Genomic DNA, 13,376 nt, shown 5'->3' with positions numbered 1-13,376 from the left:
CGTGCGACGGCGTGTCCTGATGGTGCTGATGATCTACTCCACCGTCGTCGTGCTGGCACTGTCGGTTCCGTTGGCGGTGCTCGTCGGCCGGGAAAGAGTTCAGAGATTCGCTGAAAACCGTTCCTCTGCAGTGACATTCTTCGCCGAACTCAGCTCGCGAGAGGACGAGTCCGGAGTGCCGCGGCTGCGAGAGTCGCTGCAACGCTACAACAATTTGTACGACGAGGGGATCGCCGTCGTCGACCGAAATGGAACGGTGCGCGCTCTAGCGGGCCTCGACGTCGACCGGGCCGATGTTCGGCGATCGATCGCCGGAGCTCTGCGGAACCAGCGTGGTGACGTCCCTTCGGGTTTGGCGCCGTGGTCACCGTCCTCGGTGTTGATCGCTACTCCGGTGGGCGGGGGAACTCAGGTCGACGGTGCCGTGGTGATCGATGCATCCACCGCTGCCGCCCGCAGAGATGTCGCACTGGCATGGGTGGTGATCGCTGCCGGAGCCCTGCTGATTCTCGTGACCATCGCAGTGATCGCTGCTGCGTTGTCGCGCTGGGTGGTTCGTCCACTTACCGCGCTGTCGTCACGCGTGAACTCGTTCGGCGACAAGTTCAACAACTCGGTACCGGCCGAAGAGACACGACCGCCCAAGCCGGCTGCGTACGTCGGGCCACCCGAGGTCCGGGAGTTGTCCGGCGCTTTCGACGCAATGGCCGACGACGTCGAGTCGGCCACGACGGCGCAGCGTCGACTCGTCGCCGACACAGCTCACGCTCTGCGTAACCCATTGGCAGCATTGAGAATTCGACTGGATATCTTGGGAATGCGGGTGCCGGAATCGGTGGCCGAAGCGCACCTGAAGACGACACGCGAAATCGACCGGCTCAGCACCGTCGTCGAAGATCTGCTAGTCCTCGCTGCTGCCGAGACGCCCGCAACAGGGATGGCCGGAAACATGCAGGCGATCGGGTGCGACGTGGGCGCTACAGTGGCCGGCCGCGTCGAATTCTGGTCGAGCACAATGGCAGCGGCAGGAATCAGCTCGCGGGTCGTAACCACTGACGAACAGGACAATTACCATGCTGCGCTTCCGGAAGACGACCTGATTCGTATTGTGGATGCTCTTCTCAGCAATGCCACGAAGTATGCCGGCGACGGCGCGGACGTGGAGATCGGGGTGCAAGCTCGACAAGGCTCTATCGCCGTGTGGGTTTCCGATTCCGGACCGGGAGTGCCCACCGACGAGCTCCCGTTGGTCGTCGACCGGTTCTATCGCGGGTCGAGTGCGGACGGCGAGGGAACTGGTCTGGGACTGTCGATCGCTGCGGCTCTCAGCGAGCGTGCCGGTGGATCTCTGGAGGTCCGTGCAGCGCGACCGTCCGGGCTGCGAATCGATCTACGGCTACCCAGGATCGTAGAGAGCAGGCCCCTTTCCTAAGGGAGTGTTAGGAAATACGAAACAGCTTGGTTCTGCGCTGTGCCTACGGTCACAGTAGGGGTACCTCGGTTGCCGAGAGCTTCGAGCAACCAGCATCTGCCCTCTGTGGAAGGACCGCCCATGGCCAACGAGGCCACCTCGACCGCCGATACGCCGAGCTCAGCCCCGCCTGTCTCATCTCCCGCCGCTACCAGGCGTGCGGTGTTCAACACCTTGCGCGGTTCGTCGGGCAACCTCGTCGAGTGGTACGACGTGTACGTCTACACCGTGTTCGCCACGTATTTCGAGAATCAGTTCTTCGATTCGGCGGACAAGAACTCCACGCTGTACGTGTACGGGATTTTCGCGGTCACGTTCCTGATGCGGCCGGTCGGATCATGGTTCTTCGGCCGCTATGCGGACAGAAACGGTCGACGCGCCGCCTTGACGTTCAGCGTCTCGATGATGGCGGCGTGCTCGCTGGTCATCGCGTTCACCCCGGGTCGGGAGAGTATCGGTGTGTGGGCAGCGGTGATCTTGATCCTGTCCCGTCTGGTGCAGGGCTTCGCGACTGGCGGCGAGTACGGCGCGTCGGCGACATACATGTCAGAGGCCGCCACCCGTGAGCGTCGTGGATTCTTCTCGTCGTTCCAGTACGTCACTCTTATCGGTGGACACGTGTTGGCGCAGGTGACCCTGTTGATCTTGCAGGTGTTCCTCGACCGTCAACAGATCGAGGAATTCGGTTGGCGCATAGCCTTCCTCATCGGCGGCATCGCCGCGGTAGTGGTGTTCTGGTTGCGTCGCAGCATGGACGAATCACTGACCAAGGATCAGCTAGAGGCCGTTCGCAGCGGAGCTGACAAATCGTCAGGGTCCATGAAGGAACTGGTCACCAATCACTGGCGCGCGCTCGTGCTCTGCTTCATGGTGACGATCGGTGGCACCATCGCGTTCTACACCTACAGCGTCAACGCACCCTCGATGATCAAGTCCGCCTACGAGGACCGGGGCATGACTGGAACGTGGATCAACCTCGCCTCCCTGGTCTTCCTGATGCTGCTGCAGCCCATCGGCGGAATGCTCAGCGACAAGGTGGGTCGTAAGCCACTCCTCGTGTTCTTCGGCATCGGCGGCGTGCTCTACACCTACGTCCTGATCACGTACTTGCCGTCGGCGACCTCGGTGGTGCAGTCCCTCGCGCTGGTCTGCGTGGGTTATGTCATCTTGACCGGATACACCTCGATCAACGCAATCGTGAAAGCGGAGTTGTTCCCCTCTCACGTGCGCGCTCTCGGCGTCGGTCTGGGATACGCCCTTGCGAACTCAGTATTCGGCGGTACGGCTCCGTTGATCTACCAGGCCGCGAAGAGCGGTGGGCACGTTCCGTGGTTCATCCTGTACGTGACGGTGGTGATCGCGATTTCACTCGCGGTGTACATCTTCGTGCTGCGGAACAAGTCGGAGACCGTCCTCGACCGTGAGCAGGGTCAAGCATTCAAGTAATCCAGCACGTCATACAGTGACAGGCATGGGTCCACCCGCAGAGCTGTTCTCCCGGAGAGCAGCTCTGCGGGCCGTGGGCCTGATCGCCGTCGGCGCGGGGGTGAGCACTTCGGCCGCCTGCACCTCCGATTCGCCGCCCCAACTGCGCTTGTCGGCAGGTGAGGTCGGCGGGTTCTTCTGGGAGTTCGCGGGCCTGCTCGCCAGCGTCGCTGCCGAAACCACTGCAGCCGACATCATTCCGCAAACGACGGCGGGTTCCATCGACAACCTCGAAGCATTGGATACCCGACGGGCCGATCTTGCCCTCACCCTCGCCGACGCCGCTTACAGTCATCGGAATCAGAATGTGGCGGCAGTGGGATGCGTCTACGAGAACTACTTTCAGATTGCCGTTCGAGCCGACTCGGACATCAAAACCGTGGCCGATCTACGCGGGAGGACGGTGAGCATCGGGGCCCCCGGATCGGGTGCGACGCTGGTCTCGCACCGGATCTTCGCCGCAGCCGGCCTGTCTGATCCCGGTGTCGTCCGCGAAGTCCAGTTGTCGATGAGCGACGCCGCACTTGCGCTGTCGAACAACGAGGTCGCCGCCGTGATGTGGGCCGGTGGTCTGCCGACTCCCGCTTTCGCCGATCCGTCCACACCTATACGACTACTCGACCTGGGCGCACTGGTCGCAGACCTGAGAATCGCATTCGGCACTGCCTACGAGGCCGTTCTTGTGCCGGATGATGTCTACGGCAAACATCCGGAAGTCACCACGGTGGGAATCCCCAACCTGCTGCTGGTTCATCCGGATGTGCCGGATCGGACCGTCGCACGCCTGGTGAGCGTGTTGCTCGATCAGTCCTCGGCGCTGGTTCCCCGCCAGGCAATCGGCAGTCAATTCCTCGACGCCCGATCGCTCGTCATGACCGGCGCTATCCCCCTCCACCCCGGAGCCGAGCAGGAATATCGCCGACGCCACGGGTGAGGTGATCAGCGGTGAGTTTCTCATCGAACTGCTCGGTCTATGGCCGACCTCGCCCTTCAGCTTTTCTGGAGACCATCCCGTTCTACGCAGGCCCTAGGTCGTGCCAGAAGAAATTCGCGTCCGATAGCTCGGATCTCTGCGCCGGTCTGGTCTACTTTTCGGCGAGACCTGTTGCCGCTGAAAGATAGTCACGTGAGTCTCGAAACGTCTGCGCCACACCGCGTCCCGCGACGGCTCGGTACCGACTGATCTGATCGTCGTCGAGAAGATCGAGCACCGTGCTGGAATCCGCGTGCATCCACCCGCCGTCTCGTACCAGTTCGTGGGCACGTTTGCCCTGCAGGGCAGAAATTCCCTCGACCCTGATTCCATTCGGATCGGTCGACGCTGCGATGTAGTAAGCCTTCTTGCCGGGGTACCCGGCCTTGACCTTCGCGCGCAACCGCAAGACGGCATCGGCCGCGGCATCGATGGCAGATGACTGCTCGTCGGAGCCCGATTCGGCAGCAGAGACTCGCGCAATCTCCGCATCCAATCCAGCAAGCAAAGTGGCGAGGTATTCGAGATCGCTCATCAACTCATGATGCCCTACGACAGAACACTCTCGAACCGGCACCCGACGACCCAACGCCCATGTCATTGCCCTGCCGGGCAGAACATGGACGGGAGTCCGGCACCAAGGGGGCGTATTCTGAGTGCAATCCTGGGACACGGTTCTGAGTCTGCTCATCAGCGTAGGCCTCCCACTCACCTGGGAGGGACCGCGGTGACTCACATGTCGCTCAACACATCGTCGGGGACAGTCGAAGCACTGCAGGAGGACGGCGAATACCGCAGCCCGGTGAACCTTGCTCTGGGCCGCGCGTTCCGACGCCAACCTCGCGATCTGACGGCAGAGGGGTTGACGCAGCCCGGTTACGAGCGCGACGAGGACGATGCCGGCCCCGGAAAAATCGTCGTTCTGATCCCAGCGCACGACGAAGAGGCCCTCATCGGCGAGGCACTGAGGTCGCTCGCAGCCCAGAGTCGGGTCTCCGACGAGGTCATCGTCATCACCGACCGGTGTACGGACCTGACCCGGGAGATCGCTCTCGCCCACAAAGTCCAAGTCGAGGCGACAGTGGCCAACCTGGACAAGAAGGCTGGTGCATTGAACCAGGTCCTGGAGCACGTGCTGCCGCGGCTCACCGACAACGACGCGGTCCTGATCATGGACGCCGACGGTTCACTGTCCCCTGCATTCCTCGCGGTGGCGGCCCACCGGCTCAGGGAACCCGGGGGCGACGATGCCCGGGTCGGAGGCGTGGGCGGAATCTTCCTGGGATATCCAGTGGCCGGAATTCTGGGACACCTGCAGGACAACGAATACATCCGCTACGCCAAGGAGATCGGCCGGCGCAAGGGACGAGCCGACGTCCTCACCGGCACAGCCACACTCTTCGCCGTCCGCGCGCTGCGCGACGTCGTGCGGGCCCGCAACGACGATCGACTCCCGCCAGGCGGCACCGGCGTGTTCTCGGTCCATGCCCTGACCGAGGACAACGAACTGACGCTGGCCCTCAAGCACCTGGGCTACCGATGCGTCTCCCCGCAGGAATGCACTGTCGGCACCGAGGTCATGCCCACCGCGGCTCGCCTGTTCCACCAACGCCTGCGGTGGCAGCGTGGAGGGCTAGAGAACCTGCTGGAATACGGCCTCACCCGTCACACCGCCCCGTACATCGGCCGCCAGATCATGACCTACATCGGTGTCGCCTTCGTACCGTTCTTCTTCACCACACTGCTTTACACATTCATCGTCGCCGGCAGTGTTCCGTGGTCCTGGTTCTGGTTCGGCGTCACCGGCTTCGTCGTCGCCGAGCGGGCCTGGGCCGTCAAGCGCGGCGGATGGCGCTCGGTCGCCTTGGCAATCACTGTGGTGCCGGAGATCGTGCTCGATATCTTTCTTCACTGCGTGTACGTCCGGGCCTTCACCGACACCGCGACGGGCGCGCGGGAGACGTGGGACCACACCAAGGCCACGGCATTCGACCGGCGGCGACCGTGGTGGCAGCGCTGGCATCAGATCGCCGGCGCCGTGTACATCGGGCTCCTGCTCGCAGCCGTGGTCGCCCTGGCGCTAGTGCTGTGCGCGCTGGGTCTCGCCTGGGCCACGATCGCGATCCTCGTGCTGTCCGGCGCCGCGTTCGCCGCCGTGAGGTGGAGTGGTCTCGACCTCATGGGACTGATTCGTCCCACGGGGGAACTGGCCGGTATCGGGCCACTGCCGGCGCCGGCGCCACAGGGCTTCGGCGGACTCGACGTCCCGAGCGACTAACGAAGAGTCAGCTCACAACGGGCCGTTACTCTTCTCACAGACCGAAGAGAATCTTGACCTCCAAATCTGTGCGCCGCTGCTGACGTCCACCCAACCTGGGTGCCACACTGCGTCCTTGGTGCTTGTAGAAGCCGGAGGTCGACACTTCGAGCAGACGTGCCATCCCGTAAGCAGCGGGGTTCGGCTCTCTGCTTGGTCGCACGCCTGGCCAGTAGTGGCGCCGAGGCGCGTGTGTGCGAAAAGCTATCTGCTGCGATGTTTTTTCAGGGCAGCTCGGGCGGCGTTGTACCCGCCCATTCCGTGTACTCCCCCGCCGGGAGGTGTTGCTGCAGAGCAGATGTAGACACCGTCGATGCCGGTCCAGTACGGGTTGGTGGTCAGCCTTGGACGTAGCGCGACCTGTGCTGGATCGTTCGACCCGGTGACAATGTCGCCGCCGATGTAATTGGGGTTGTACATCGGCATTTGTGTGGTCGAACGAACAGCGCGACCGACGATGCGTCTGCGGGTTCCGGGGGCGAAGCGCTCGATTTGATCGAGGATTGCCTCACTTGCGTCGCCGGTGTACCCGTTGGGAACGTGGGCGTAGGTCCAAATCGGGTGGACGTCGCCTTGTGATCGTGTGGGATCTGCCAGGTACTGCTGTCCGACGAGAACGAACGGCCGCTTGGGCATAATGCCTCGATGAACGTCCCGTTCGGCATCGGCGACATCTTCGAACGTTCCGCCGAGGTGGACTGTGCCTGAGCGGCGGGCATCCGCGTTGACCCAGGGAACGCCGTCTTGGATTGCCAGATCGAGTTTGAACGCGCCCGGTCCGTAACGCCATCGCCGGTAGGGCCGAGCGACGCGGCGTGGGAGGGCGTCGCCGGCTATATCCACGATCGCGGTCGGGGAGAGATCGAGCATGATGATGTCGCTCGCGGATATCTGGTCGAGACGTGTCACGCGGATCCCGGTTTCGACTCTTCCTCCGTGCGCGCCGAGCACGGAAACCAAGGCGTCGCTTATCGCCCGAGAGCCGCCTTCTGCGACGGGCCAACCGTATTTGTGCCCGGCAGCGATCATCATTACTCCGACCGCCGATGTGGTCGGTCTGGTCAGCGGGTACAGAGCATGCGCCGCGACGCCCGAGAACGCTGCGCGCGCTTCGGGCGTACGGAACCGGCGTGCGGTCACCGATGCCGGTGCCAGCGCGTTCAGCCCGAATTTGGTCAGGGTGATCGGGTGCCGCGGCACGTGTAGCAAAGGCCGGAAGAAGTCGGTGGTCAACTCGTCGAAGCGATCTGACAGAGGACCGAAAAACCGTTGCCAGGTCGCTCCGTCGATACCGAGACCGGCCGCAGTATCGGTGACCGAGCGGTGTATTACGCCTGCCCTCCCATTATCGAGGGGTTGCACGGCGGCGATCTCTGGATGTTTCCAGTGGAGTCCGTGCGATTCGAGGTCGAGGCTGTTGAAGAACGGTGATGCAGCACCGACGGGGTGCACGGCCGAACAATCGTCGTGCAGAACTCCGGGCAGGGTCAGTTCTGAGGTTCGGGTGCCGCCGCCGACCTTGTCCGCCATCTCGAGGACTGTTACGTCGACACCGGCCATCGCGAGAGTGACCGCCGCCGCGAGGCCGTTGGGGCCGGATCCGACGACGGTGGCGGTGGTCATCGTTGTCCAGCCTCAGGAGTGCGCGACTCGTGACCGATGACCGACTGTGCGCCCGCGGTGACGGTGACGGGAATCGACGCGCTGTCGTCGAGCCATGATTGGCGGGTGATCATGTCCGAGACCGCCACAGTCCCTTCTTCGACGAGTCCTGTTGCTGCATCGACGATTCGGTAGCTCTGGGTGCCGCGGTGCATGGGTTGCCCTTCGATCATGACCACCCGGATGTCGCCCTCGGCGAACGCGCATCTGCGCTGTACTGCTTGCAGTAGTTGTTCGTTGTGAAGATGACCTTCACCGAAGTTCCATCCCAGAAGCGAACCTGCAAGGAATTCACCTTCCCGGATGACGTAGTCGTCCCGGTTGTCGACCGCTCGTGAGATGAGCCCCATGTGTGCTCGACCGTGACTGTGCATCGACCGCCAGGCGGTGAACTTCTGCATCATGAATTCGCTCGTGTCCTCGTCGTAGAGCTTGAGCAACTGGAATTTGGTCATCGGTGCCGACTTGGTGATTTCGGCTTCGAGCCGTTCCTCGATACCTGGACGCAGTATCCAGGTGTTCGTGGCCCAGTTTCCCGCGTAGTAGCGCATACCCATGAGAAACGAGATCCACTGCGGCTTGGTTCCTCCCACGACGATTCCTGCGACGAGAGCGGCGACGATCAAATAAGGCCAGACACTGGTGGCGTTCAACAAGGAGTACTCGGAGCCGGTGTAGTTGCCGAACAGGAACCATGCGGCGCCGATGACGAAGAGGTTCCACTCCAAGGGGACCCCAGCGGGGAACGTGGACAGGATGAACAGATGGAACACGGTCATTCCGATGAGGACGACGGTTGTCAGCGTCGAGTTCGTGGAGAAGATCAGGATTGCCGGCAGGACGTATTCGATGACAGTGCCCTGGTGTGCTGCGAACTTCGCGAATGTCGAAGGCCGCATGTCCTCGGGGTAACTGCGGTACAGCTTGCGTTTGAGCCACGTGCTCGGCAGTAGTGGGCTGTTGGAGATCATCACCGCCACCACGAAGGGGAAGTGGTGGTTCAGTTTGGATGTCGCAGCACCCCACCAGATGGCCAGCATAATGAGTTTGAGCGCAATGATCATGTCTATGAACGGAAATAGGAAAGCAATGATCATCACGAAGTACTGATCCGAGCGAGCGGCCAAGAAGATTGTCTTGTCACGTAGTCCCATGATCACCAGCGCAGCAATGACGGCGATCGGGACGGCGGGGGCGAGCATTCCGGCCGCCCCGCTGCCGCCGGAGACACCATCGGATATCAGACCCCAGATCAGGATGCCGAGCAGCGCTGCATACGCTACGACGTCGAAGACGGTGCGGGTGTCGCCTCCGGTGAGTGGAACCTTCGTCGGCCACGGCGCGAGTCGCATCGTTCCTGGCCGAAGCCAATAGGTGAACCCCCCGACGGGCGGAAAGAATCGCATCGTCAACGGCCCTGAGCCGCAACCGAATCCCATCACCTCGAACAGGACGGTAAACAGTACGACCTTCTGGAACACGATCGGTTCGGTCCACCACGAACCAATAGTTGACAGCGGTCCCAGTCCGGGTGTCGAGGAGGAGATAATCCACAGCGGTAGTGCGACGTACGCGACCATCTTGGCCACATAGAACAGGTAAGCGCCGACCGGTGTTCCGAAGCCGTGTTCACCCCAGTGCTGAACCTGCAACTTGAGTCGTTCGAGTTGCGGGCGTCGACGCCACTCTCCGAGGTCGATATCGGGCAGGGTTGGTGACAACAGACCCATGATGAGTCCTTTCCGAGAATCGAATATTGCTGAGCAGAGGGATGTTACGCAGTTTCGGCGGAGGCGAGTCGTCGCCGCAGCAGGGGTTTGTCGATCTTTCCGACGGGGTTCTTGGGTACCTCGTCGACGATGATGACGTCCACTGGCCACTTGTATTTCGATAGACAGCGCCGGATGTGGTCATTGATGTCTGCTTCGGAGAGGGTTGCGTCAGCGGTGAGCGAGACGAACAGGACCGGTTCTTCGCCTTTGATCGGGTGCTGCTGGCCGACCACGGCGGCCTCGTATACGCCGGAAAGCTCGTAGACGACGTTTTCCACCTCTTTGGGGTAGATGTTCTCGCCGCCGCGGATGATCATGTCTTTGGCGCGGTCTACCAGTATGAGATAGCCGTCGTCGTCCAGCCGACCGATGTCGCCGGTGTGCAGCCATCCGTCGCGGACCGTCCCGGCGGTCTCCTCGGGTCGACCGAGGTAGCCCCGCATGACGTTGGCACCGTGGATGAGGACTTCTCCGGGGCGACCGTCGTTGATAGGTGTCCCGTTCTCGTCGACGATGCGGATTTGTTGGCCGGGTAGCGGAAGACCGACAGTCCCGGGCTTGCGGGGGCCAGCGAGTGGGTTGACCGTCGAGGCGCAGGTGCCCTCGGACAGTCCGTAGCCCTCGACGACAGGCACACCGAACCTGTTCTCGAATGCGGCGAGGAGCGACGCGCTTGCGGGGGCTGCTCCGCAGACTGCGAATTTGAGCGAGCTGGTGTCCGGCCTGACAGTCGCGGGCAGGTTTGCCAGCATGGCGTAGATGGTCGGCACGCCCGAGAAAAACGTCGGGTGCGCCGATTCGACGCGATCGAAGAACGTGGCCGGGTCGAACCGCCCAGCGATCGTGGCGCGTCCTCCAGCAACGAGAGGAGACAGAGTTCCCACGACAATGCCGTTAACGTGGAACAGGGGCAGGATCAGCAGACCGTGGGTAGTGGCGTTGAGCGAGAAGGCTTCCACCGACATCGATGTCATTGCTGTCAGGTTGGCGTGGTCGAGCATGACACCTTTGGGTTTTCCTGTGGTGCCGCTGGTGTATATCAGTAGTGCGAGATGCTCCGGAGTCACCTCGGCCGGGCCGTCTGCGACCCGGACTGCGCGAGGCTCTTCGAAGAGATCGGTCAACCGCGCGACCTCGTAAGGAGTTTTGAGCACCAGTTCGGGAACGGTGACGACCACCGCGGCCGCGGAATCGGAGATCTGATACTCGATCTCCTGAGGGGTCAGAGACGGGTTGATCGGTGTGGCAGCCGCACCCAGTCTCCAGGCGGCAAACAGTGCGATGACGAATTCGACCCGGTTGGACAGCAAAATCGCCACCACGTCACCGTGGGAAATGCCTCGGTCGGCGAGGAGCGCAGCTGCGTCTCGGACAGCATCCGCAAAATCGCGGTTCGACATCGACACGAGATCGTCTGCAATCGCCGGCGCGTCCGGAGATGCCGAGGCACGGAGATCGGGCAAGTCGGGCAGGTGCATGTGGGTCCTTCGAGTGGGGAAGCAGTAGACACACCACGTTAGGGAGATGTTGTGACGCACGACATATCCCGCCGCGATGAACTTCCTGGCTGCCGTTGTCTCGCGGAGACAAAGCCTCGGGGCCGGGGCGACGACGACGGGAGGGGCGCGACCGCCTTACAGTGAGGTCAGAGCGGTGGTGTGCTCTTCTGAGCCGTTCGACAGCAACCTTCTCGCCGAGGCCCTATTGTCTACACCGTGTCCTCGACGCCGCCAATAGCAACGACCTCGCCAATAGTCGACAGCCTCGTCAAGTCCGTTATCGCCGACATGAGCGTGCGCTTGCTCGAGGAATCGAGGCACATACGGGACGTCCTCGAACGCGAGATCGCCGAGCTGGGCGGCGATGCTCAGCTCCTCGAGCTCCTCGGGGCGAGCATCGAAGGCAACGTCGATCCGGTATTCCATGTTCTGCAGCACGGCATCACAGCAGATCACCTGCACGCCCCAGCCGCGGCAATGGAATACGCTCGACGGCTCGCCCAACACGCAATCCCCGTGACCGCCCTTGTGCGGGCATACCGACTGGGGCAAAGCACCCTGCTGGACCGAATTTTCGACAACATCGCCGGCTCTTCCATTGAACCAACACTCGCACTGCAGGTTTCGCATCGTATCGTCTCGATAAGCTCGATCTACATCGACTGGATATCGGAGCAGGTCGTCACTGCCTATCAGGTCGAACACGAACGGTGGCTGGCCAATCGGAACAACGTCAGAGCCACCCGAATCCGGGAACTCCTGTCGGGCCAGCACACCACCGATGACTCTCAGGCCTCCAATGCCATTGGTTATCAACTTGCGCAACATCATTGCGCTGCTGTGCTGTGGATCGACCATCCAAATTCGGACCTCGACGGCTTACCGCTGCTCGAACAACTAGCGCACCGAATCAGCGGCACGCTCGACGCCGAGCCAACGCCATTGTTCGTGGCCGTGGACAGGCTCAGCGCCTGGATCTGGATCCCGCTCGGCCACGGAGCCACACGCCTGGATCTACCGAGGGTGCGAGGCGTGCTGACGGGAAACGACCTCGCCGAAGTCCGTGTAGCACTGGGGACCTCGCAGTTCGGCAGCAAGGGTTTCCGGACTTCCCATATCCAGGCCCTGAGGACCCGCTCCATGGCGATGCTCGCCGATGGCGTACGGGCGGTCACCTCGTACGACGATCCAGGCCTGGCGATCAGTTCGCTGGTCAGCGCCGATCCGGTCCGCGCCCGGGAGTGGATTCGCAGCGTTCTCGGTCCACTCGCAGACAACTCGGAGTCTGCCTTTCGACTCCGAGAGACATTGCGCGCCTTCTTCGCTCATCAGTCGGGCCACAAAGCTACCGCTGCGGAGCTGCACTTGCACTACAACACCGTGAAATATCGAATCAAGAGCGCCGAACAGATGCTCGGACATCCGATCGCCGACAACAGATTCGACGTCGAACAAGCTCTTGTCCTTCATTCCTGGATCGGCAGCACACCCAACCCGACGTAAGGCCGGTGCACAGGACCGGGACGCCTACGAGTCATCCTTGCGAACCGAGACAGGTACCACCCTGCGTAGGAAAGACAACTGTTCGTCGACGACGATCGGAAACATGGCTCGACGTACGGGTCGAAATGGCCACCCTTATGAATATGCACGCTGGATTCCTTGATCTGCAGTGCTGCCTTGATGGCCACCGACGCTGGAGTGACAGCGTTGTCGGCCATTATCTGCACCAAGGTGGGGCATGAAATCGAGCCAGCGGTACGGCCATTGGAGTACAGACCGATGCGAAGCAGAATCCGCGCAGCGACGGTCCCAGGGTATTCGCCGTCCAATGCATCCGGGGAGGTCATGACTGCCAGGCCCCCTGGCCGGCCAACAGAGTCGATGTAGCGCGGGGACCGCCCGAGCACTGCGCGCGCCTGATCGAGCAGGGCCGACGGCAAGCGCAATTGCCCGATCCACGATGTCGGCAGGCGCACCAGGCTCGCTGAGGTCCGACGCGATGATTTCGGCGCGGCCACCGTGTCGACGACGCAGCGACGCTGCCAGGTGTTCGAGCCGCTCGGCCCGGCGGGCAACGAGCACGGCCACGGGCGGCCAGGTGTTCAGCGAAGGCAGCACCGATACCAGCCGACGCACCGGTGACGAGAGCCGTGCGGCGGACATCTGTCCACACAAGCCCTGCAAGTGCATGCAT

The 13,376-nt window shown here is 62.4% G+C and carries 11 protein-coding genes and 1 pseudogene; 5 read left to right on the top strand and 7 right to left on the bottom strand.

The genetic code is table 11. The features are described 5' to 3' along the window. Nucleotide 1: 1 nt before the first annotated feature. The 3 genes from QMK17_RS03605 to QMK17_RS03595 all read left to right on the top strand — a co-directional run bounded on the left by QMK17_RS03605 (nt 2) and on the right by QMK17_RS03595 (nt 3,890). The gene (locus QMK17_RS03605; protein WP_283507075.1) at nt 2–1,432 is read left to right on the top strand and encodes a sensor histidine kinase; all 1,431 of its coding nucleotides are present in this window, start codon (nt 2–4) and stop codon (nt 1,430–1,432) included. Between the two features lie 120 nt (nt 1,433–1,552). Further along, nucleotides 1,553–2,917 (top strand): MFS transporter, encoded by a 1,365-nt coding sequence (locus QMK17_RS03600; protein ID WP_283507074.1) that lies wholly within the window; start codon nt 1,553–1,555, stop codon nt 2,915–2,917. 25 nt (nt 2,918–2,942) lie between these two features. Beyond that, complete coding sequence (locus QMK17_RS03595) at nt 2,943–3,890, top strand: TAXI family TRAP transporter solute-binding subunit (RefSeq protein ID WP_283507073.1); 948 nt, start codon at nt 2,943–2,945, stop codon at nt 3,888–3,890. 151 nt (nt 3,891–4,041) lie between these two features. Here the strand turns inward: QMK17_RS03595 and QMK17_RS03590 are convergent, their stop codons facing one another. Further along, nucleotides 4,042–4,464 carry a phosphate acetyltransferase gene (locus tag QMK17_RS03590; protein ID WP_283507072.1) on the bottom strand — a complete coding sequence of 141 codons (423 nt, stop codon included), beginning with the start codon at nt 4,462–4,464 and terminating at the stop codon, nt 4,042–4,044. 201 nt (nt 4,465–4,665) lie between these two features. Here QMK17_RS03590 and QMK17_RS03585 point away from each other — a divergent pair, with 201 nt between their 5' ends. Further along, complete coding sequence (locus QMK17_RS03585; protein WP_283507071.1) at nt 4,666–6,207, top strand: glycosyltransferase; 1,542 nt, start codon at nt 4,666–4,668, stop codon at nt 6,205–6,207. A gap of 34 nt (nt 6,208–6,241) precedes the next feature. Here the strand turns inward: QMK17_RS03585 and QMK17_RS03580 are convergent, their stop codons facing one another. Genes QMK17_RS03580 through QMK17_RS03565 form a run of 4 tightly spaced genes read right to left on the bottom strand, consistent with a single transcriptional unit; the run spans nt 6,242 to nt 11,158 of the window. Further along, nucleotides 6,242–6,409, bottom strand: coding sequence for a hypothetical protein (locus tag QMK17_RS03580; protein ID WP_283507070.1), 168 nt, complete (start codon nt 6,407–6,409; stop codon nt 6,242–6,244). Between the two features lie 41 nt (nt 6,410–6,450). Then, nucleotides 6,451–7,869 (bottom strand): phytoene desaturase family protein, encoded by a 1,419-nt coding sequence (locus tag QMK17_RS03575; RefSeq protein WP_283507069.1) that lies wholly within the window; start codon nt 7,867–7,869, stop codon nt 6,451–6,453. Then, the gene (locus tag QMK17_RS03570) at nt 7,866–9,638 is read right to left on the bottom strand and encodes a DUF3556 domain-containing protein (RefSeq protein WP_283507068.1); all 1,773 of its coding nucleotides are present in this window, start codon (nt 9,636–9,638) and stop codon (nt 7,866–7,868) included. The genes QMK17_RS03575 and QMK17_RS03570 overlap by 4 nt, the downstream gene beginning before the upstream one ends. Nucleotides 9,639–9,682: 44 nt before the next feature. Continuing rightward, nucleotides 9,683–11,158 (bottom strand): class I adenylate-forming enzyme family protein, encoded by a 1,476-nt coding sequence (locus QMK17_RS03565; RefSeq protein ID WP_283507067.1) that lies wholly within the window; start codon nt 11,156–11,158, stop codon nt 9,683–9,685. A 237-nt stretch (nt 11,159–11,395) separates the two neighbouring features. Here QMK17_RS03565 and QMK17_RS03560 point away from each other — a divergent pair, with 237 nt between their 5' ends. Next, nucleotides 11,396–12,682: a PucR family transcriptional regulator gene (locus tag QMK17_RS03560; RefSeq protein ID WP_283507066.1), complete on the top strand. Its 1,287-nt coding sequence runs from the start codon at nt 11,396–11,398 to the stop codon at nt 12,680–12,682. On the opposite strand, the gene QMK17_RS03555 is transcribed toward QMK17_RS03560, so the two are convergent. Both QMK17_RS03555 and QMK17_RS03550 read right to left on the bottom strand, forming a co-directional pair. Next, nucleotides 12,646–13,158 (bottom strand): hypothetical protein, encoded by a 513-nt coding sequence (locus tag QMK17_RS03555; RefSeq protein WP_283507330.1) that lies wholly within the window; start codon nt 13,156–13,158, stop codon nt 12,646–12,648. The two genes, QMK17_RS03560 and QMK17_RS03555, sit on opposite strands and share 37 nt — an antisense overlap. After that, nucleotides 13,130–13,376, bottom strand: a pseudogene (locus QMK17_RS03550) (SDR family NAD(P)-dependent oxidoreductase); the annotation flags it as partial. The gene QMK17_RS03555 and the pseudogene QMK17_RS03550, both read right to left, overlap by 29 nt.

The organism is Rhodococcus sp. G-MC3 (assembly GCF_030063335.1).
GTDB lineage: Bacteria > Actinomycetota > Actinomycetes > Mycobacteriales > Mycobacteriaceae > Rhodococcoides.
Note: the sequence above shows the minus strand (reverse complement) of the source record. Positions and strands in the feature narration are given on the sequence as shown.

What these genes read in the sequence shown, in the direction of transcription:
- QMK17_RS03600 (WP_283507074.1), top strand. Translation starts at nt 1,553, where the DNA reads ATGGCCAACGAGGCCACCTCGACCGCCGATACGCCGAGCTCAGCCCCG.
- QMK17_RS03595 (WP_283507073.1), top strand. Translation starts at nt 2,943, where the DNA reads ATGGGTCCACCCGCAGAGCTGTTCTCCCGGAGAGCAGCTCTGCGGGCC.
- QMK17_RS03590 (WP_283507072.1), bottom strand. Translation starts at nt 4,464, where the DNA reads ATGAGCGATCTCGAATACCTCGCCACTTTGCTTGCTGGATTGGATGCG.
- QMK17_RS03585 (WP_283507071.1), top strand. Translation starts at nt 4,666, where the DNA reads ATGTCGCTCAACACATCGTCGGGGACAGTCGAAGCACTGCAGGAGGAC.
- QMK17_RS03575 (WP_283507069.1), bottom strand. Translation starts at nt 7,869, where the DNA reads ATGACCACCGCCACCGTCGTCGGATCCGGCCCCAACGGCCTCGCGGCG.
- QMK17_RS03570 (WP_283507068.1), bottom strand. Translation starts at nt 9,638, where the DNA reads ATGGGTCTGTTGTCACCAACCCTGCCCGATATCGACCTCGGAGAGTGG.
- QMK17_RS03565 (WP_283507067.1), bottom strand. Translation starts at nt 11,158, where the DNA reads ATGCACCTGCCCGACTTGCCCGATCTCCGTGCCTCGGCATCTCCGGAC.